This is a genomic window from Kitasatospora purpeofusca (genome assembly GCF_034043715.1).
Taxonomy (GTDB): domain Bacteria; phylum Actinomycetota; class Actinomycetes; order Streptomycetales; family Streptomycetaceae; genus Kitasatospora; species Kitasatospora purpeofusca_A.
In genome coordinates, this window is the sequence record NZ_JAXCLC010000024.1 from 21125 (window position 1) to 41650 (window position 20526).

The 20526-nt window shown below is 72.1% G+C and carries 15 protein-coding genes and 1 riboswitch; of the genes, 10 read left to right on the plus strand and 5 right to left on the minus strand.

The window, feature by feature from the left end:
* The first annotated feature begins 3 nt into the window (after positions 1-3).
* Together SM793_RS14710 and SM793_RS14715 are read left to right on the plus strand one after the other, a co-directional pair.
* Positions 4-2910, plus strand: coding sequence for a hypothetical protein (locus SM793_RS14710; protein WP_320438617.1), 2907 nt, complete (start codon positions 4-6; stop codon positions 2908-2910).
* Between the two features lie 488 nt (positions 2911-3398).
* A riboswitch (ZMP/ZTP riboswitch) is annotated at positions 3399-3484 on the plus strand.
* A 24-nt stretch (positions 3485-3508) separates the two neighbouring features.
* Positions 3509-4366, plus strand: coding sequence for a bifunctional 5,10-methylenetetrahydrofolate dehydrogenase/5,10-methenyltetrahydrofolate cyclohydrolase (locus SM793_RS14715; protein ID WP_413815959.1), 858 nt, complete (start codon positions 3509-3511; stop codon positions 4364-4366).
* Between the two features lie 423 nt (positions 4367-4789).
* Here the strand turns inward: SM793_RS14715 and SM793_RS14720 are convergent, their stop codons facing one another.
* Positions 4790-5263: an SgcJ/EcaC family oxidoreductase gene (locus SM793_RS14720; protein WP_320438619.1), complete on the minus strand. Its 474-nt coding sequence runs from the start codon at positions 5261-5263 to the stop codon at positions 4790-4792.
* A gap of 187 nt (positions 5264-5450) precedes the next feature.
* Here SM793_RS14720 and SM793_RS14725 point away from each other — a divergent pair, with 187 nt between their 5' ends.
* The 4 genes from SM793_RS14725 to SM793_RS14740 all read left to right on the plus strand — a co-directional run bounded on the left by SM793_RS14725 (position 5451) and on the right by SM793_RS14740 (position 9795).
* The gene (locus tag SM793_RS14725; RefSeq protein ID WP_413815960.1) at positions 5451-5912 is read left to right on the plus strand and encodes a MarR family winged helix-turn-helix transcriptional regulator; all 462 of its coding nucleotides are present in this window, start codon (positions 5451-5453) and stop codon (positions 5910-5912) included.
* 144 nt (positions 5913-6056) lie between these two features.
* Positions 6057-6689 (plus strand): (2Fe-2S)-binding protein, encoded by a 633-nt coding sequence (locus tag SM793_RS14730; RefSeq protein WP_320438620.1) that lies wholly within the window; start codon positions 6057-6059, stop codon positions 6687-6689.
* Positions 6686-7690: a xanthine dehydrogenase family protein subunit M gene (locus tag SM793_RS14735; RefSeq protein WP_320438621.1), complete on the plus strand. Its 1005-nt coding sequence runs from the start codon at positions 6686-6688 to the stop codon at positions 7688-7690. The genes SM793_RS14730 and SM793_RS14735 overlap by 4 nt, the downstream gene beginning before the upstream one ends.
* The gene (locus SM793_RS14740) at positions 7687-9795 is read left to right on the plus strand and encodes a xanthine dehydrogenase family protein molybdopterin-binding subunit (protein ID WP_320438622.1); all 2109 of its coding nucleotides are present in this window, start codon (positions 7687-7689) and stop codon (positions 9793-9795) included. The genes SM793_RS14735 and SM793_RS14740 overlap by 4 nt, the downstream gene beginning before the upstream one ends.
* Positions 9796-9929: 134 nt before the next feature.
* Here the strand turns inward: SM793_RS14740 and SM793_RS14745 are convergent, their stop codons facing one another.
* Positions 9930-10550: a TetR/AcrR family transcriptional regulator gene (locus tag SM793_RS14745; protein WP_320438623.1), complete on the minus strand. Its 621-nt coding sequence runs from the start codon at positions 10548-10550 to the stop codon at positions 9930-9932.
* A gap of 82 nt (positions 10551-10632) precedes the next feature.
* Here SM793_RS14745 and SM793_RS14750 point away from each other — a divergent pair, with 82 nt between their 5' ends.
* Entirely contained in the window at positions 10633-11457 is an 825-nt protein-coding gene (locus SM793_RS14750; RefSeq protein WP_320438624.1) for a dienelactone hydrolase family protein, read from the plus strand.
* A 78-nt stretch (positions 11458-11535) separates the two neighbouring features.
* Here SM793_RS14750 and SM793_RS14755 read toward each other — a convergent pair whose 3' ends face one another.
* Complete coding sequence (locus tag SM793_RS14755; RefSeq protein WP_320438625.1) at positions 11536-12435, minus strand: hypothetical protein; 900 nt, start codon at positions 12433-12435, stop codon at positions 11536-11538.
* The gene (locus tag SM793_RS14760; protein WP_320438626.1) at positions 12432-12824 is read right to left on the minus strand and encodes a hypothetical protein; all 393 of its coding nucleotides are present in this window, start codon (positions 12822-12824) and stop codon (positions 12432-12434) included. The genes SM793_RS14755 and SM793_RS14760 overlap by 4 nt, the downstream gene beginning before the upstream one ends.
* Positions 12825-12967: 143 nt before the next feature.
* On the opposite strand from SM793_RS14760, the gene SM793_RS14765 reads away from it, so the two are divergent.
* The 3 genes from SM793_RS14765 (at position 12968) to SM793_RS14775 (ending at position 19445) form a co-directional block, all read left to right on the plus strand.
* Positions 12968-15883 (plus strand): CHAT domain-containing protein, encoded by a 2916-nt coding sequence (locus SM793_RS14765; protein ID WP_320438627.1) that lies wholly within the window; start codon positions 12968-12970, stop codon positions 15881-15883.
* Positions 15884-16341: 458 nt separating this feature from the next.
* On the plus strand, positions 16342-17304 hold the full coding sequence (locus tag SM793_RS14770) for a DMT family transporter (protein ID WP_413815961.1): 963 nt from the start codon (positions 16342-16344) through the stop codon (positions 17302-17304).
* Between the two features lie 626 nt (positions 17305-17930).
* The gene (locus SM793_RS14775) at positions 17931-19445 is read left to right on the plus strand and encodes a tyrosinase family protein (protein WP_320438628.1); all 1515 of its coding nucleotides are present in this window, start codon (positions 17931-17933) and stop codon (positions 19443-19445) included.
* A 624-nt stretch (positions 19446-20069) separates the two neighbouring features.
* Here SM793_RS14775 and SM793_RS14780 read toward each other — a convergent pair.
* Positions 20070-20444, minus strand: coding sequence for a hypothetical protein (locus SM793_RS14780; protein ID WP_320438629.1), 375 nt, complete (start codon positions 20442-20444; stop codon positions 20070-20072).
* Positions 20445-20526 lie beyond the last annotated feature (82 nt).

The following is a 20526-nucleotide window of genomic DNA, read 5'->3' on the forward strand; positions in this document are numbered from 1 at the left end:
CTAGTGGCAGCAGTCGACAGCCGACGCGTACAGACGGCCGTCATCGGAGACCCGGACTCGGACCGGCCCGTCATCGCCCCCGAGGAACCGCACAATCTGGACGAGTTCCGACGCCATTTCGGAACCGACCAGTTCTGGTGCGGCACGCACCTGGGCGGCTGCGGCGAGAAGCTGATGACCAAACGGTACGAGTGGAAGGTCTGCCACTTCTCCCACTACCCGGACCGCGACGGCAGCAAGCCCACCTGCCACCGCAGAGCAACCGGTGTGGAAAGCGCCGACCACCTCTTCATCAAACGCGATGTGAAAGCCTGGCTGGCCGACCAGGGTCACCTGGCCCAGGCCGACCTCCGAAGCCTGGGGCACGGACCCGGGGACGCCGTGGACTTCTGGCTGCGCGCCACCGAGCAGCAGCTGCGATTCGCACTCCACCCCGGGGACTACCGGAACTGGCGTCGGGCCGTGGAGAGCCTCGGAGCGAAGACCGGCCGGGTCGAATGGGTCTTCGGGCAGGACGGTGTCCTGGTCAACGACATGGTGGCCCGGCGCGGCTACGCCCTGCGGGTCCGCTGCCAGACGCAGGGAACCGACCGCCGTGTTCTGATCGGACTGGTGACCGCCAGTACCGGGGCCGTCCCGTGGGCACCGCTGGAGTCGTGCCGGATGACCGGCGACGGCCTGATTCCCCCTGCACTGGCCGCCTTGCGGGCCGAGGGCTCGTTGCCCACTCGCACTGTGGGAGAGACCCCGTTCCCGGCGAGCCTGCCGCTCCGGGGCGCGGAGGTCGTCTTCGCGGTGGACACGGCCGCAGCTCCCCCGGCCGCGTCGCACTTCGGGGTTCCCGGCCGCTACTTGGTCGCGGCGTTCGTGAAGGCGGCCGCCAGCCGGATCGTCCGCTCCTACGTCTCGCTGCCCGATGCCGTGCCGGCCCCCACCGAGCAGTACGTCTACCGGCTCAACGGGGTGGCCCGGCTGCTGGTCGACGACCTCGACGCCTCCGGGAACACCGGCTGGGCCGTCCGTGCCGACGGCCTGACCCGGCTGTCCGGCCTGGAAGCCGAACGGACCGGCCTCTGGCGCCCCGAGGTCGCCCTGGAGGACCCGGTCCCCGCCGGCCCTCCGACCTCAGCCCCGTCGAAGGCGGCACCGATCCGGGTCGAGACCGGATCCGACGATGCCCCGCGCAGCCCTCTCGCGGAACTCCTCCGCCAGGTGCTGATCAGAGTCGCTCGCGCGGGAGAGAGCACCTCGTGGGAGGACCTCTCCCATCGGGCCCACTTCGATCTGTCACACCTGCCTGACCCGAAACGGCGCTCCCTCCTGGTCGAGGTCGACCGGCCGCTCCACCCGGACCGAGCCCCGCTGTGCGTCCTGGTCCAAGGCCGGTCCGGGCGCGTCCTCCCCTACCTGCGAACCGTGCTGCGCCAGCTGAACGCGGATATACCGGTGACGGAAGCCGCCTTCCAGCACTGGTGCGAGCGGGCCGTCCGAGCGACCCACGACCACTACCGGTCCGCACCGACCTCGGGCGCCGCACCGCACTCCCGGCCCGACGACTCGGAACCGTCGGAGGTGCGGGAGCTACGTCGGGTGCTGCGCGAGGCCCAGGACCTCCGGCCCCGTACCCAGGGCAGGCGGGCGGAACGACTGGCCACCGCGATCCAGCAGGCGGAGCAACAACTGCACAATTTCGAGACGGCCCGTGCCCGCGGCGTTGTCGTGCTGCCCAGTACCGCCCTCCTCAAAGAATTCGCCAGGGTGCTCGGCCACACCGTCCAGGCGCAGCCGACGGCCACCCATAACGGCGCAACCCTAGTGGCGGGAACCACGGTCACCGGCCGGGCAGGCGCACCCGACTCGGGAGGCCGCCGCGCCCGACCCGGCCGCGCCAGCGGAGCGGCAGACATCGGCAAGGGCGAGACCGCCCGACGCCCCGACCCCATCGCTGAGACCAAGAACGCCACCGGACGGGGGCAGGCCGGGGTCCCGGCCGCCCGCCAGGCGGATCACCCCTCGTCCGGCCACGCCGACCGGGCCGCCGACCTGGTGACCCGTTTCGAGCGGGCCAAGGCCGCGGACGACGTGTCCGCCGCAACCGGGATCCGTGAGGAGTCGGTGCGCGCCCTCGGCGCACCCGGGGTGCCGGACCCGACGACCAAGACGCTTCGACGGCTGCTGAGGAACCTCCACAAGTGGATCGGTTCGCGCGAGGCGGGCGACATCCTGGCCCGCATCCGCAGCCTGCTGGAGAACGCCCGCCGGTCGGGAGAGAACGGAGACGAACTCGCCTTGCGCAGCGACCTCGCCCACGCCAGGATCCTTCGGCGCAAGCTCATCGGCGGTGTTCCGCGGGATCTTCAGGAACTGTTCGAGATCTGCTCCCCACCTCGGGTGTCGCCCGGCACAACGGTGCGGGTGGTCGCGCCCGAGGCCACCGTGGCAGGACCGGCCTCCCCGCTCCTCGAACCCGGCGACTCGGCGCCGCCGGTTGCGACCACCCTCACGGCAACCGATATGGCGAGGGCGACGCCCGAGGAGGTCGTGCAGAACCGTGCCCTTCCGGAGGCCGCGCTCAGCGAACTCGCCGAGGCCGTGGAGCGCATTCTCCGGGATGTCGCCCGCCACCAATCCACCATTACCTGGTCGGGGATCAGCCGTCGGTTGAAGCGCGAACTGCCCCGGCTTGACGGCTCCGAGCAGCGTGAGCTGCTCGCCCGGGCAGACAGGGCTACGCCGGCTGACGAGCCGTTGTTGTCCGCACTCGTCGTCAGGGGTGACCACACCCCGACCGGGGTCTACCGCGAGGTCGCGGCGGCACTCAGCAGGGAGCTCCCTCAACCACAGAACGGACTCCAACAGCACTGGCAGATGGACGTCCTGCGGCTGCACTCGCTGTGGCGTCACCGCTGAGTCGGTAGTGACATTCCTTCGAGACCGCATGCCGGGTCGCTGGCTCTGCCTGGATCGGGAGCGAGACCTTGCCCTCGTTCCCGTGCGCGTCCGAGACACGCGAACCCACCACTGCCCGAACCGGCGCCGAAGCGGTCATGACGCTCACAGGAGGTCCCCTACCGCCCAGACCAGCAGGCACCCTCGAACAGGCTGCGCTCGAACGGGTGGACCTTGTTCGAAAAGGTGTCGTTCTGCTGACGTGGAGCACCACACAACGTGGGCCCCCAGGCACGGCCCGGCAACGGCCCAGGTCAACCTGCCGGCAACCGGCCCACCGATCCCCGCGCGCCGGGCCGCCCAGTCCCGCAAGACTATTCCGCCACCCGTCGCGCGGTCGCCGCGTAGCGGCGATGATCCGGGCGGTTCGGCGACGTTCACCCAGACCAGCATGCAATTGTCGAGATCAGTGGATGGGGCCGTCCGCCTGGGGCCGCACCGGTATGGTGAGCGTGGGCCGTAACTGGCGCTGAGGTGGAGTACCACCGGGGAGCGGCCTGACGCATCGTCGATGCCGTGCGCCTGGGCACCTCACTGTGGAGCTCAGGAGTGGCACGTGATGGAGACGCAGCAGGCACGGCTGATGGACGGCACGGACCTCGCCCGCCGAATGACCAAGACCAGTGCGGCAGCCGCCGAGGACATCCGTCGGCGTACCGGGGTGTCCCCCTGCCTGGCGACCGTACTGGTGGGAGAGGACCCGGCCTCGGTCACCTATGTCCGGATGAAGCAGGCCAGGTGCGCGAAGGCCGGCGTTCACTCGAGGCACGTGGCCCTGCCCGCCACGGTGAGCACCAGCGGCCTGGTGGCGACCGTCACCGCCTTGTCCGAGGATCCCGGCGTGCACGGCATCCTGCTCCAACACCCGGTCGGGGCACACATCGACGAGCGCGCCGCGTTCGAGGCGATCGCCCCCGAGAAGGATGTCGACGGGGTCACCATGCATTCCTTCGCGGCGATGGGGTTCGGCCTGCCTGGCTTCGTCTCCTGCACGCCCGGAGGGATCATGCGCTTGCTGGACGAGTACGAGGTCGACCTCACGGGAAAGCACGCCGTCGTGGTGGGACGCAGCCCGATCCTCGGCAGGCCCGTCGGCATGCTCCTGCTCGGGCGGGACGCTACGGTGACCTACTGTCACTCCCGCACCGTTGATCTGCCTTCGATCGTGCGCGAGGCGGACGTCCTGGTCGCTGCGGTCGGGCGGCCGCGCTTCATCAACGGCGCGGACATCAAGCCCGGCGCCGTGGTGATCGACGCAGGCTACAACCCGGGCAACGTCGGGGACGTTGATTTCGACACAGCCCGGCAGCGGGCGAGCCTGATCACTCCTGTGCCCGGCGGTGTCGGCCCCATGACTATTGCTGTCCTCCTCGCGCAGACCATCGACGCGGCAGCACGTCAGCTCATCGGGTCCTGACCGAGGAGGAGCCGGAGCGCCTGGTCGGAGCAAGGACGTACGTTGCCACCGAGGACGCAGTCGCCGGGAAGAGGGGTGCGATGGCACTGACATCGGGCGAAGCCGTGGCGCAGCTCGGTCACCGACTCTCGCCCAAGCGGTGTTCCGCCGCGCCGCGCTTGTACCGGCTCGCCGACCCGGCCGCGGGCCCGGCGCTGTTGGAGGCCCTGCGGCGGGAGGTTGGCGATGCCCGTACTTGGGAGAGAGGACCGGCTCCATGCCCTCGGTGCGGTGCACGGTCGTTTCGGGTGAGCCGAGGAGCGGGTCGCCGCACCCGACCGGGGTTCCCGGTCGCACCAGGTCCCCCGGCCACGAGGCGGCTGCCGCGGCGAGATCGTCACCCGGCCTCGGCCGCGCGGCATCCAGCGGAACGAGCGGACTCGGTCAGTGGGCGGCGGGCCGGGTGGCGGGTTGGACGCGGAAGGAGAAGGCCTCCATGAGGGGTTTGCGCCGGGTCTTCTGGACGGCGGCGATGCGCCATTGCCCGTGGGCCTCGCGGACCAGCGTGTAGGTGGCGAGCTTCGCGGGCCGGCCGGGCTTGGCGCCGCTCTTGCGCACGTCGCCGCGCGTCACCGCCACCGCGGTGTCGGGGCCGTGGAAGCGCAGGTCGATCAGGTCGAGGTCCAGGCGGGTGTGCTGGAGGAAGCTGTCGAACAGGGCCTGGTGGGCGCAGCCGATCTCGGTGGCGCCGCGGTAGAGGGTGCCGGCGTAGGTGACATCGGTGGCGTCGGCGGTGAAGCACGCCCCGTACGCGGCGCCGTCGCCGTCGGCCCAGGCGGCGGCGCTGCGCTGCAGCAGGGCGCGGACGGCGGCGGTGTCCTCGGTGCGGTCGGCGGGGGCGGGCTGGTGGCTGGTCACGGTCGGGTCCTCCGGGAGGTTGCGGGGTGGGCGGTAGTCCGGCGGTGGCGGGTTTCGGGGTGGTCACGTCCCGGCCCGGGCGGGATCCCGTCCGTGGTAGCTTCGCCGATGAAGATGCTTCCTCGAGGCTTTATCTGCCTCCAGGATTTATCTTCTTCAAGGAAGAGATTAGGGAGTGGGGAAGTCCGTGTCAACGCATGCCGTCCCGGCCGGGGCCGGGAAGACCTACCGCCGGTACCTGAGCGCCGTGATGCTCCACGGCCACGCCAGCGCCAAGGCGTGCGACCTCGGCGCCACCGACCTGTACGCGCTGAACGTGTTGGAGCTCTGCGGGCCGATGACCCCCGGGGAACTGGGCGCGCGGACGGGCCTGACCACCGGCCCCACCACCCGCCTGGTCGACAGGCTGGAGGCCGCCGGCTACGTCCGCCGGGCGCCGTCGCCCGACGACCGGCGCAAGGTGATCATCGAACCCGTCGGAAAGCCCGCCGGCCTCGACGAGGCGATGGCCCCCGCCCGCCGGCGGATCGGCGAACTCCTCGGCGGTTACCCGCCCGAGCAGTTGGAGGTCCTCCTCGACTACTTCGCCCGCGCCACCGACGCCTACCAGGCCGCAGCCGAACAGCTGCGCGACCGCGACGCCGGCTGACACCCCCCGCCCCCGCCCCCGCGGACCCGGCCCGCTCCGCCCCCGGCTCCGGACGCGAAGCCCCTGCGCGCGGTCCTGCCGCCAGGGGTGTGACCGGACGCCGGGCGCCGTGTGAGCGGGGGCGGGACCGGGGACGCTCGTGCGATGAACAAGGACATCACCGTGCGGGTCGACGGGATCCCGCGCCGACTGGCCGTCGACACCCGCACCACGCTGCTCGACGCCCTACGGGAACGGATCGGGGTAACGAGCCCGAAGAAGGGCTGCGACCACGGACAGTGCGGCGCGTGCACGGTGCTGTCCGGCGGCCGGCGCGTGCTGAGCTGCCTGACACTCGCGGTCACCCAGGACGGCACCGAGGTCGTCACCGCCGAAGGGCTCGCCGCCGAGGTGGCCGGCACCGACGAACGGCACGGCGACGGACAGGACGGCGACGGACAGGACGGCGAGCGCGGGCTGCATCCGGTGCAGCAGGCGTTCGTCGACTGCGACGCGCTGCAGTGCGGCTACTGCACCCCGGGGCAGGTGGTGTCCGCCGTCGGCGCGCTCGACGAGTTCGCGAAGGGCTGGCCGAGCGCCGTCACGAAGGGCCCGGGGGCGCCGCGACTGGACCGCGCCGAGGTGGCCGAGCGGATGAGCGGCAATCTGTGCCGCTGCGCCGCCTACGTCAACATCGTGACCGCCGTACGCCAGGCGGCCGAGGCGTCCCCGGCCCGGCGGGCCGCGGACCAGGAGGTCGCCGACCAGGAGGTCGCCGACCAGGGGGTCGCCGGGTGAAACCCTTCGACTACCTCAGCCCCGCCGACCCCGCGGCCGCCGTGCGCGGCGTCGCCGGGAATCCGGACGCGGTGTTCCTCGGCGGCGGGACGAACCTGGTGGACCACCTCAAGCTGGGCGTCGCCGAACCCCGCCTGGTCGTCGGCCTCGCCGGCCTCCTGCCCACCGAGATCGAGGAACTCGACGGCGGCGCCCTCAGGATCGGCGCGGGCCTCAGCAACAGCGAACTCGCCGCGGACCCGCGGGTGCGCGCCCGGTTCCCGGTGCTGTCGCAGGCGCTGCTGTCGGGTGCGTCGGGGCAGTTGCGCAACATGGCCACCGTCGGCGGCAACCCGCTGCAACGCACGCGCTGCGTCTACTTCCAGGACGTCACCACCCCGTGCAACAAGCGGGAGCCGGGCGCGGGCTGTTCGGCGATCGGCGGGTGGACCCGCCACCACGCGGTCCTCGGCGCGTCCGAGCACTGCATCGCGGTCCACCCCTCCGACATGGCCGTGGCGATGGCCGCGCTCGAGGCGCGGGTGCGGGTGCTCGGCCCGGACGGCGAGCGCGTGGTCCCCTTCGTCGACCTGCACCGCCTGCCCGGCGATGCTCCCGAGCGCGACACGGTGCTCGAGCACGGGGAACTGATCACCGCGATCGACCTGCCGGCACAGCCCCTCGCCCGCCGATCGGCCTACCGCAAGGTGCGCGACCGGGCCTCGTACGCGTTCGCCCTGGTCAGCGTGGCCGCGGCGCTGGAGGTCGTGGACGGCGTGATCGTGGACGCGCGCGTCGCGTTCGGCGGCGTCGCGCACGCGCCGTGGCGCGCCTACCGGGCCGAGGAGGTGCTGCGGGGCTCCCCCGCCTCGGAGGAGAGCTACCGGGCCGCCGCGGACGCGGAACTCGCCGACGCCCGGGCCGCCGAGGGGCTGGACGGCGGCAACGCGTTCAAGATCCCCCTGCTGCGCCGCACCCTGGCCGCCACCCTGCGCGAGCTGGCCGGAGAGGACACCCGATGACGTTCCCGAACGAACCGCAGGCCGTCGGCCGCGACCTGCCCCGGCGGGACGGGGCCGTCAAGGTCCTGGGCACCGCCGCGTACGCCGGTGAGAACGCGCCGGCGGGCGCCGCCCACCTGCACGCCGTCCAGGCCACGATCGCCCGGGGGCGCGTCACGGAGCTGGACACCACCGCCGCGGAGGCGCTCGAGGGCGTGGTCGCGGTGCTCACCCCCGGCTCCGCGGAGCGCCTGGCCGCCACGGAGAACAGGGAGCTGGCGGTCCTGCAGGACGAGGAGGTCGCCTTCCGCGGCCAGGTCCTCGCGCTGGTCGTCGCCGACAGCTCCGAGGTGGCGCGGCACGCGGCCGCGCTCGTACGGGTCGGCTACGCGCGCGAGGAGCACGACTGCGAGCTGCGGGCCGACCGCGAGGACCTGTACGCGCCGGAGACGGTCAACCCGGACTTTCCGACCGACACCGCCGAGGGCGACGTCGACGCCGCGATGGCGGCCGCCCAGGTGAGCGTCGAGGCGACGTACACCACCGCGATGTACCACAACAACCCGATGGAGCCGCACGCCACGGCGGCCCTGTGGGAACCGGCGGGCGACGGGCTGCTCACCCTGTGGGACTCCACGCAGGGCGTCCACACGACGCGTGCCGTCGTGGCGCCGCTGTTCGGTCTGGACGAGGCGCGGGTGCGGGTCGTCTGCCCGTACGTCGGCGGCGGGTTCGGGTCCAAGGGGCAGCCGCACGTCAACGTGGTGCTCGCCGCGCTGGCCGCGCGCGCCGTCCCCGGCCGGGCGGTGCGGCTGGCCCTGACCCGGCAGCAGATGTTCTCCCTCACCGGCTACCGCACGCCGACCATCCAGCGCTGCCGCCTCGCCGCCGACCGGGACGGCAGGCTCACCGCCATCGCGGTCGACGTCGTCGAACAGACCTCACGCATCAAGGAGTTCGCCGAACAGACCGGTGTGCCCGCGCGCATGATGTACGCCTCGCCGAACCGGCGCACCACGCACCGGCTCGCCGCTCTCGACGTCCCGGTACCGTCCTGGATGCGCGCCCCGGGCGAGTGCCCCGGCATGTTCGGCCCCGAGGTGGCCATGGACGAGCTGGCCGAGCGCCTGGGCCTGGATCCGATCGAGCTGCGGATCCGCAACGAGCCGGACGTCGAACCCGGTTCGGGCAAGCCCTTCTCCAGCCGCGGCCTCGTCGGCTGCCTACGGGAGGGCGCGGCACGGTTCGGCTGGTCGCAGCGCGATCCGCGCCCCGGCGTGCGCCGCCGCGGCGACTGGCTGGTCGGCACGGGCGTCGCCGCCTCCACCTACCCGGTCAACCGCATGCCCAGGTCGACCGCGACGATCCGGCGGGAAGGGGAACGCTACGTCGCCGAGATCGGCGCGGCCGACCTGGGCACCGGGACGTGGACCACGCTGGCGCAGATCGCCGCGGACGCGCTCGGCGAGCCGGTGGCCCGCGTGGAGGTGCGGATCGGCGACACCGCCTACCCGGTGGCATCGGTGGCCGGGGGCTCCTCGGGCATGACGACGTGGGGCTCCGCCGTGGTCGAGGCCGCGCGCGCCTTCCGCGACGCGTACGGGGCCGAGCCGCCGGACGGGGCCCAGGCGTCCGGTACCGTCGGGCCGCCCGACGAGCGCTATGCGATGCACGCCTTCGGAGCGCAGTTCGCCGAGGCGCACATCCACGCCGACACGGGCGAGGTGCGGGTGCCACGTCTGCTGGGAGTGTTCGCCGCGGGCCGGATCATCAACCCGCGCACGGCGCGGTCGCAGTTCGTCGGCGGGATGACGATGGGGCTGTCCATGGCACTGCACGAGAGCAGCGTGCTCGACCCCCGCACCGGCCACGTCGTCAACCACGACTTCGCCGACTACCACATCACGGCCAACGCGGACGTCGACGAGATCGAGGCGCACTGGATCCCGGAGCACGACCCCCACGTCAACGCCATGGGATCCAAGGGCATCGGGGAGATCGGCATCGTCGGCACGGCCGCCGCGGTGTCGAACGCGGTGTGGCACGCCTGCGGGGTGCGCGTCCGGGACCTGCCGATCACGCTGGACAAGGTCCTGCACGCCTGGGAGGAGCGGCCCGGGCGGTGAGCGCGCGAGCCGGCACCCGACGCCGTCGGCCCGCCCCGTTTCGCGTGTGAACCGCCGAGCAGGCCCCGGGCGGGTTTCGCACGGGCCGGAGAAGCGGGTGGTGGTGCCGCAGGTGGCGCCTTCGAGTGGCGGCGTCAGGCGCCGAGCACGTCCAGGGACAGGCGTCTGGCGCGGTCCAGGTCGGTATCGTCGCCGAAGAGTTGGTAGCGGGTGTTGGCAGCGCGCAGGTAGGCGTCGATGCGGAAGGCGTCGTCGGCGGGGAAACGGCTGCCGGCGGTGGACAGTTCGGACTCCAGCAGGTGCGTCCACTCGCGGACGAGGTCGCGGACCGCGTCCGCGACGGGGCCTTTGCGGCGGCCGTATTCGACCGAGGTCGTGGTGATGAAACACCCGCCGGGGAAGACGCCGTCGCGCTGGTAGGCGACCCAGTTGTCGAGCAGGGCGCGGAGCCGGGGCCGGCCCGGGGCGGCGGGCCACGACGGCTCGACGACGTGCCGCAGGTACAGGGCGCGGGCCTCGGCGACGGCGGCGATCTGGATGGCTTCCCGGTTGGCGAACACCGTGAGGATGCCGCTCTTGCTGTGCCCGGTCCGGGCGGCGAGCGTGCCGACGGTGATGGCGTCCAGGCCGTGGACGGTCGCGGACATGGCTGCCTGGCGGGCGACTTCGTGCCGTGTCCGGTCGCCGCGGGCGCGGCGGCCGTCGGCGCGCGGCGCGGGCGCGTCAGCGGCGGGGTGGGGGGTGTCCGGGAGCATGTGCCCCATTGTATGCGATCGATCGGTCGTGTAGTGTGCGCAATAATTACGACCGGTCGATCGCATAGTGGGGGCGCAGATCATGGGTACCGACGACGGCGCCGGGCTGGACGGCTTCGCGAGACGCGTGCTCTCGCTGCCCGGGGGCGAGAAGACCGTCCACGTGGCCGGGAACGGGCCCGCGGTGGTCGTGATGCCCGAGATGCCGGGCATAAGCCCCGACGTGGTGCGCTTCGCCGGATGGGTGCGCGATGCGGGGTTCACCGTCTACGTGCCCTCGCTCTTCGGTGTCGACGGGGCGTATCCCACCGTCGAACTCGGCGAGCCGATCCTCAAACGGGCGTGCGTCAGTGAGGAGTTCAGGGCGTTCGCGGGCGGTGGCACGAGTCCGGTGGCGGTGTGGCTGCGCGCGCTGGCCAGGACCGCGCACGACGAGTGCGGCGGACCGGGCGTCGGCGCGGTGGGGATGTGCTTCACCGGCAACTTCGCGCTGAGCATGACGCTGGAACCGGCCGTCATCGCCCCGGTCCTCGGCCAGCCCTCGTTGCCCCTGGACGACCCGGGCGCCCTGGAGCTGTCGCCCGAGGACGAGGCCGCCATCCGGGAGCGGTTCGAGCGCGACGGGCTCACCGCGCTCGGCCTGCGCTTCGACACCGACAAGTGGTGTACCGGCCAACGCTTCGCCGCCTACGCACAACTGCTCGGTGACCGCTTCGAGGGCCGTGTCCTCCCCGGCGAGTACGCGAACCCCGAACCGCCGCCGTTCTTCCGCGACCTGGTCCGGACCCCCCACAGCGTGCTCACCGCGCACCTCGTCGACGAGCAGGGCCACCCCACCGTGCAAGCCCGCGACGAGGTCCTCGCATTCCTGCGCGCCCGCCTGCTTCCCGACCACGCCACGGCCTGACGGCCGGAAGCAGCACCCGGCGGCGCCGGTGCGCTGGTCCGCCGGCAGCCGACCTGTCGGGGGGCAGGGCGCCGCTAATCAGGCAGTGCCCGGCGGATCACGGGGTGGCTCGGGCGGCGGATCCTTGCGCAGGGTGGTGGTGATGGCGTCGCCGACCTCCCAGGTGAGGGCGGGCCGTTCGCCGGTCAGGCCGAGTTCCTGTGCCAGGGTGACGGCGTGCAGGTCGACGGTCGCCTCGACGAGATCGGCGAACACCGCCGTTGCCGAGCGGCCCCGGATCCATGCCGTGGCCGCGACGACAGCGGCGGCGGCCAGCGCCGGCCACCACCAGACGCCGAGCAGCAGGTACAGCGCAGCCCATCCGGCGAGCCCGAAAGCGGCGCCGTATGCCTCGCGAGCGGAGAGGACTTCGGCCCGGACCGCATCGGGCACCGTCAGCCAGAGCCGGGGCCAGGCGGCGCCGAGGTCCAGGCCGTAGGCGTCGTACACCCGCTGATCGGCCGCGTGGAGGCGGTCGCCGATCCAGGTGGGCCGCCGGGGGCGGACGAGGGCGATGGCGTCGCGGCGTTCGATGGCCCTGGCGAGTTCGGCGCGGGTCCCGGCCGCCTCGCACGCCGCTTCGGCCTGCCGCCAGCGGTGGACGCGGCGGCGTACCAGAAGGCGCGCGGGCCACCGGTCGCCCCGACCGGTCCACAGGTGCTCCACGACGACTGCCGACGCTCTGGCGCACAGTCCGGCCAGCGTGGCCGCCGCCAGCACACCGGCGGCCACGAGAAGGACCGCAGCGGCGTTGGAGGCTCCTGGGTCGGCGGCCAACCGGTCGATGGCAGCCCGGAGTTCCGCCAGGTCCAGGGCTTGGGCGTGTCCGAGTACGGCGGCGGCGGCCACACCGGCGAGGTAGACCACTCCGGGCAGGACGAGCAGGGCGAGCCACTTCTCGGCGGCCTTGCCGGCGAGTGCGGACAGAAAGGTGTTCACAGCCGGGCCCGGCCATAGACGAAGGGACGGCCCGTCATCGCGCACACGGGAGCCTCCGGGTACCGTTCCACGCTCGGCAACCGCTCGCAGGGGTGGGCGGCGGGGCAGGTCCACCGGTGCGCCACCGGGCGGCCGGTGCTGTTCCCCGGCAGGGTCGGAAAGCCCTTCGCCGCCCTGGTCACGATGCCGAAGCCGGCCGCGGCCATCCGGTCGTCCAGGGTGTCCAGCCGACGCTCCAGCACGGAGCGCGCCACCGGTTCTTCTCCGCGCAGCGCCGCAAGGACAGCGACGACGAGTTCCGCCGCGCCCGCCTCGCGCGCCGCCTCCTCCAGCTCGCCCGCACCCATGAGCGTGCACACGCGACTGAGCCGTTCCGCGAGTTCGTCCACCGAGGGCTCCCTGCCTTCGCGATCGCCATGTCAGTTGGACGATCCCTGAGTTGGCGACTCTACGGGGCCCCAGGATCCGGCGCATCCCGCTACGGTGGTCGGTGGTGCGGTGCCGGACGCCGCGGGGCCACCAGGAGGAAGCAGTGGGTCAGTGGAAGCGCCGCAGACTGCTCTTCAGGGCCGGACTGCATGAGAGGCGGGGCACCGACCCGTCCGACGTGCTGGCCGGCCTGCACCAACTGGCGGCCGATGATCCGTACGATCTCGAAGTGCTGCTCACCGCCGCGGAACTGCTCGCCGACCGCGCCGGCCGCAGATCCGGCACCGCGCGGGAAGCGGACCTCGCGGCCTCGATCGCCCTGCTGCACCGCTGCGTTCCGCTGGTGCCGCCCGGCCACGACGACCGCGGCCGGGTCTTCAACAGCCTGGGGCAGCGGCTGTTCGCAGTCGCACAGGGCACGGACTCCCCCGAGCCCGTGGCCGAGTCGGTGCTCGCCTTCCGCGAGGCCGTGGCGGCGACACCGCACGGCAACCACATGCGCCAGGTGAACCAGTTCTATCTGGTGGTCCAGCTCGGTGAGCACTTCGAGCGGAGCGGGCACCGGGACGCGCCCGTCGAGGCCGTCCGGGTGGCGCGCGAGGGCTACGCCACCGTCCCGCCCGGCGACGAGCTCCACCCGATGTTCCGGACGGCCCTGATCACCTCGCTGCGGCGGCTCGCGGGCGTCACCGCACACGTCGAACCGCTCCAGGAAGCCGTCGGCCTCGCGCGCGAGGCGCTGTCCGAGGCCCGCGGCACCTCCGACCGTGCCGGGGCCCAGTTCGATCTCGTACGCGCTCTGCGGGCCATGTACGACGCGACGACGGACACGCGACTGCTGGTGGAGGCGGTCGACTTGAGCGAACAATGCCTCGCGGCCACACCGCGACGCGATCCCGAGTTCAACAGGCGGCGGACGCGTCTCGCATCCGCCGTCAGGCTGCTCGCCCAGGACCGCAGGGACCCCGACCTGATGCGCCGGGCCATCGACCTGATGCGGGCGACGATCGAGACGCCGTCGGCCGCCGACGAGCACGCCGACACCCTCATCGACCTCACTCAGTCGCTGGCTTCCCTGCACACCATGACCGACGACCAACTCGCGCTCCACGAGGCGGAACTGACCGCCCGCACGGCCGTGGCCGCCGCCCCCGACCCCGGCCCCTGGCGCACAGCGGCCCAATTCGCCCTGGCAACAACCCTCTTGTACCGCTCCAGCGTGGACGCGCGCGGCACGGACGCCGTAGCACTGCACGAGGCGCTCGGGCTGTTCCAGCACGTGGCGGCTGCCACACCGCCCGACCACCGGGAACGGGGCGATCGCCTGTGGTACCTGGGCGTCACCCTGCGCGACCTGGCCAGGCACGGCGACGGCGACACCGCCGCGTGGCGGCGCCAGGCACGGCACGTCTTCGCAGAGTCCGCGTCCGCCGCCGGACCCCCCAACGTACGGATCAAGAGCTTCCAGCACCTGGGCGCCATGGAGGCCGCCCTCGGCGACCCGCACGCCGCACTCGCCGCCTACGAAGCCGCAGTCGCCCTGCTGCCGCAGCTCACCCCGGACTGGCTGTCCTACCACGGCAACATCGTCGGACTCAGCCAGATCGAGGGACTGCCGGACGGTGCCGCAGCCGCCGCACTGGAGCTCGGCAGACCGGAACGGGCCGTGGAACTCCTGGAGTTGTCGCGCGGAATCCTGCACGGTCGGACGCTGGAGGCCCGTGACCTCAGGCTGCTGCGGCACCGGTCACCCCAGCTCCATGCCGAGTTCCTGCGGCTGCGCACCGCCCTCAACACCCCTGCCCTCAACACCCCTGCCCGCGACGGGAACGAGGGGAACGACGGGAACTGGGACGACCTGATGAGCCGGATCCGGAGCCTCGACGGCATGGCAGGCTTCCTGCGGGCGCCCTCCGTCCACGCGCTGCGCCGCCACGCCGATCAGGGCCCCGTAGTGATCGTGAACATCAACGAGCGCCGCTGCGACGCACTCGTCCTGCGGGCTGACGCCGAACAGCCCCTTCTGACAATCCCGTTGACCGGCCTGACCCAGGCCGACGTCATCGCGCACCTTCTGCGCCTGACTCGTGCCGTCTTCGCCGCCCCGAACGACCCGTCGCTGCTCACCCGCCGCAACGCCCAGCGGGACCTGGACGAGATCCTGCGCTGGCTGTGGGACCGCGTCACCGCACCCGTGCTCGACGCGCTGGGCCTCACCGCCCCGTCCTCCGACACGCGGCCCCCGCCCCGCATCTGGTGGTGCCCCGTCGGCCTGATGGCGTACTTCCCGCTCCATGCCGCCGGCCATCACGACAGCGGCGGGAAGGCGACGGTGATGGACCGGGCCGTCTCCTCCTACACCACCACCGTGCGCGCCCTGGCCGGCCGGTCCGGTCCCCCGGCGGCCGGTACGACCCCGCGCGCGCTGGTCGTGGCGGTGCCCGACGCCGAGGACGCCCCTCCGCTGCCGGGAGCGGCGGCAGAGGCCGCGGCCCTCACGGAACTGCTGCCGAACGCCCTGGTCCTGTCCGGCGCGCAGGCCACGTACGAGAACGTCGTCCGCGCGCTGCCCGCCTACCCCGTCGCCCATTTCTCCTGCCACGGCCTCACCTTCTGGGAGAACCCCGCCGCCGGCATGCTGCTGCTCCACGACCACCTCACCCGGCCGCTGACCGTGGAACAACTCTCCGCCCTGGAGCTGCCCTCCGCGGACCTCGCCTACCTGTCCGCCTGCAGCACCTCCCACACGCACCCGGACAACGCCGACGAGGCACTGCACATCACCGGGGCCTTCCAACTCGCCGGATACCAACGCGTCATCGGCACCCTCTGGCCGGTCGACGACAGCACCTCGGTGGAGATCACCCGCGCGACCTACGCCGGCCTCACCCACGGCGGCAGCACCCCACCGCGCACCGAACTGTCGGCCCTGGCCCTGAACCAGGCCGTACGTGCCCTGCGTGACCGGTATCGGGCCAGCCCCTCACTGTGGGCCGGGTATATCCACGTCGGCCACTGAGAAGTAGCCGTATCCGCAGCTTCACTTCCAGGCCGCCCGCAGGACGGTCAGGCCGGGTTTCCGCAGGCTCCGGTGCAGGCCGACTGGCCAAGAGCGTTCCGGTGTCGAGGAGTTCCCCGGTTTGGGCGACGACAGCACCCGTGAGTCACCCGTGGTCGAGGTGCTCGCTGGGTGGGCCACCTGCGGCTCGGCGCACCGTTCGGGCGACGGTGCGTCGGCCAAAGTCGCGCCACGGGGCATCGGGACGCCTCGGCACCTTCGCCGGGGATGAGTCTCCACCCGCGGCGCCCTACAGTGGTGAGCATGTCCTCCACAGCAGTTCTGTCGCCGCCCGTCCTCTGAGGCGGGTCGCCATCGACACCGGCGCGTCGGGGCCCGGGCCCCGGACCCGACGCGCTGACTGGTTGTGCCCGCAGACGCGAGACCACGACCATCTGCTCCGTCTGGAGATTCTTTCCGTGTCGAAAACTGCTGTCGCCATCACCCCTGCCCCCGTGACGGCGCCCCGATCGGTGCGCCGCGGCCTTGCCTGTCTGGCATTCGCCGCCATCACCTGGGACACCACCGGAGCCACCGTGGACCTCGTCTACCGGTCCAGCGACCTCGGGCCCATGGCCGTCTCGTTCTGGCGCTTCCTGACCGGCGCGGCACTGCTGCTCGCGGCCCGAGCCCTCCGCCCTGCCCGCAACACGCCCAGGACTCCGCAGACGCTGGACCGGCGTGTGCTGCTGTTCACGGGCACCGGCATCGGCCTGGCGGTCTTCCAGACCGCCTACTTCGCCGCCGTCCAGGACACCGGACTGGCCGTAGGCACCACCGTCACGCTCGGAGCGGCCCCGGTGTTCACCGCCGCCGGCGGACGCCTGTTTCTGGGCGAGCGCATCGGACGCGCCGGGCTGCTCGCGGTCGCCGGCACGCTGGCCGGCCTCGCCGTCCTGGTGCTGGGCAATCAGAGCGGTGTCGTCCGCCCCGTCGGCGTGGGGATGGCCCTGCTGTCCGCCGGCGGGTACGCCGTCTCCAACATCCTGGGCCGCTGGACCGGACGGCACGGCGCCGGCGAGGATCCCTACACCCTCATGGTGTGGTCGTTCGCCGTCGGCGCCGCCGTCATGCTGCCCCTCGCGCTGAGCGAGGGACTCGTGCCGCACACCGCCCACCTCGGCCGCGTCATGCTGTTGATGCTCTACGTCGCCACCGTCACGACGGCGCTCGCCTACCCGCTCTACTTCGCCGGGGCAGGCGCCGTCCGGGCAGCGACGGCATCGGTGGTCATGCTGATCGAGCCGGTCAGCGCGGCGGTGCTCGCCGTGCTCCTCCTCGGCGAGCGGCTCACCCCGGCCACGGTGATCGGCACGGTGCTGATGCTCGTGGCCATCACCGGTCTCGCGGTCGCCGAGTCACGGCTGGACGCGCCGAAGTGACGTGAGAACGAGGACGACGGCGTCGAGGTCGGGGACCAGTCCGGCGGCGAAGCCGGCCAGGCCGCTCTGACTGTGACCCCCAGTGCATGAGGGAGGGCCCGGAGCGCGATGCCCGAGGCCCTCCTGCTCCGGTCGGGCTGCACCTTCGAGGTGTGCTGCCCGCCACCCGGCGCACGCCGGGTGGCGAATCCGCTCCAGGGCCAGGAACAGTCGATACATGACACAGACCACATGGACCGAAGCCAGAATTGAGCTCCCCGCCACCGAGGGCGGCCACGCCGCAGACACGGGCTTGGCCCTTATCGGCCCAGATGGCTGGGTGCACGTCAAGCCGGACAGCAGCGGCGGCGGGGGCTTCAGGTCCTACCCGCCCCAGACGGTCTTCAGGATCATCTGGAAGACCGATCCGTGGTCCGCAGACCAGTAGCGCACGCGAAAGGGCCCCTGGAACTCAAGACCGGAGCGCCTGAGTAATTCGTTGGAATTCGCAGGAAACAGCCGCCCGCACACCGCGACTCCGACCGCCGGGCCGTGTCGATCGTATAGAGAACTCTTGCAGTGGCGCATACTCGCCCCGCAATGCTCGATATCAGAGCAAAACGCCCCCCGAGCCCCGCGGAGGACAGATGACCACGCCCCAGAACAACCCCGCCGACGATCCGGTCGTCGCGGCGCCGACCTACCTGGCGGACATCCGCCACTACTTCCGGCCCCAGGACGTGGAACACATGGCCGCCAAGGGCATCGATCTCGGCACCTACGACGGAGTGAAGAACAACGCCGGGGCGATCTTCACCCACACCGCTCCTCCCACGGCGGACATGCCCCCTGACCCGGCCGGCAAGTGGAGCGCCAACCGCTCGCAGACGTTCAAGAACTGGATCCTCAACGGCTTCCCGCTCGGTACGGCAACGCCCCCTGCCGCGGAGCCGCCGACCGGGGCGGCGCCGACCCGGCTGCGCAAGGACGTCGCCGCCCTGACCGACGCCGAATTCGCCCTTCTGGCAACGGCGTTCGAGGGAGTGATGGCCCGCGCAACCATGGCGGCGGACGGCTACTTCGTGCTGGCCGGGCAGCACGGCCTCCCGGGAGCCTGGTGCCTGCACCACGAGAACCGCTTCAACCCCTGGCACCGCCAGTACCTGACCGAGTTCGAGGACGCGCTGCGCTCCGTTCCGGGCTGCCAGGACGTGACGCTCCCGTACTGGGACATCTCGACCCCGCTGCCGGACCGTCTGCAGCACCCGCCGTTCGACAAGTACGTCCTGCCGGCCGACCCCGGCGCCGCCGCGCACCCGCCCGTTCACGGGTACTTCCCGTACACGACCGAGCGCTACTCGGTCGACGGCATCACGGCGCGCGTCCGAGTGTTCGACGTCCTCGGCGACATCACCACCTCGCTGGCGCAGTCGCTGTGGGGTGCGTTCAACACCAACGGCTACCAGGACTTCTCGATCCAGGCCCACGACGCCGGCCACGGATCGATCGGGCCGACGATGAACGACCAGAACGTCTCGGCCTTCGACCCGGTGTTCTGGTTCTTCCACTGCAACATCGACCGGCTCTGGCTGAGCTGGCAGACGAACACCGACGCGACCGCACTCGCCGGGTTCCGCACCACGCTGGCAGGGCAGGACGACACCTGGCTGCAACCCGCCTCCTCCGTGTTCACCGAGCTGAAGCCCTTCCCCCAGGTCGCCCAGCAGACCATCGCCACCGACGTCACGTACGACCGCCTGGAACTCATCAGCCACGCGAAGGGTGAGATGGAGAACCTCTCCGGCAGCATCGACGCCGCCCGCACCTTCGCGTTCCGGAGCTCCGACCCGGTCTCGGTGCGGGTCAAGGGGATCGACCGGCTGAACATCCCGGGGTCGTTCAGCGTGACCCTGCTCGCCGACGGCGAGCCGATCGCGGCACGGTTCTTCTTCCAGCCGAAGAACCCGCAGGGCTGTGAGACGTGCAAGAAGAACGGCATCATCAACCTCGACTTCCGGATGTCCCAGGACGAGATCCTCGACAAGGCGCTGTCCGTCCGGATCGACGTGCCGGGGCACGGCGAGGAGATCGGCACGGCCTTCCCGCTCTCGCAGGCGGGCAACCCGACGATCAACGCCCGGCTGCTGGTCGGCGAGGCGTGAGAAGCCGTTGTCGTATCGATCTTGGTGGACGCGGGTCCGACTGGACAGCACGGTCGGGTGATCTTGCCGCTCGCCGAGCATGGAGACAGGGCCTCTGGTGCAGTTCGGGGTTGTCGAGACCTTGAGCACGCCAGGAGGCCCCGTTGTCTCTGACCGCTCCTCCGGCTGCTCCCGGCCTCTCCCCGTGCCGCGGCCGGCAGACCGCGGCACTCGGGCGGACGGCTGTCGCTCGGCTCGGTGCCCGGCGGGGACTCCGCCGGGCACCGAGCCGAGCGCGAACACCCGAAGGCGCCTGCCGCCACCTGATCGGCGACCACCCCGACATCACCGGAGCCCGACGGCCACCGGCCGGCGCCAAAGCCGCCCCGGAACCACGCGCCCTGCTCACCAGCGGCGGCTCCGACCGCTACCGGACCTTCCACCCCCACCAAGAACGCCGACTCAGCCACCGGGCCCGCCATCGACCCGCTGCCCGACCTACGAGGCCGGTCCCCGCGATCCGCACCCGCCGGGCACCGCCTCCCGGCCGAGCGCGAGCCGCTCGCCGATGCGCCCTTCGCCCTTGAACAGCAGGCCCGCAGCCGCGCGGTGTCCGCGGCCACGGGCCCGGTCGGAGCCGGACGGTCATTCGTCGTCGAGCCGCTGGAGAACCTGTGTGAAGTCGCCGTCGTCGAGGAGGCCGGCCAGCACCTGCGTCATGTTCTCGATGCCGCGATCCCGAACGATGAGGCCGTCGGAGCACGCGAAGTAGCGGCCGCCCTGTGCCTCACCGGTTCGGGACCATCTCTGCATGATGCGTTCGACCTCGGCAAGCGTGAACACGGTCGCGCTCCAGCGGGAGCCGTCCGATGTCAGCCGGACCTCGACATCGACGTTGCACACGGTGTCCAGGGGTTCGCCCGCATCGGGCAGGAACGATGCCTGGAACCGATCTGTTCGGACGCGGTACCAGGGCTCGTCCCATCCCGACTGAACGCCTTCGGTCCCGGTGCTGGTCATTGAGGAAGTATGTCGATCCGGTCCGACGTGCTCAACCGGGTCCGGGGGCCAGCCGCCGTGCCCCTGATCCCCGTCGTCGGCG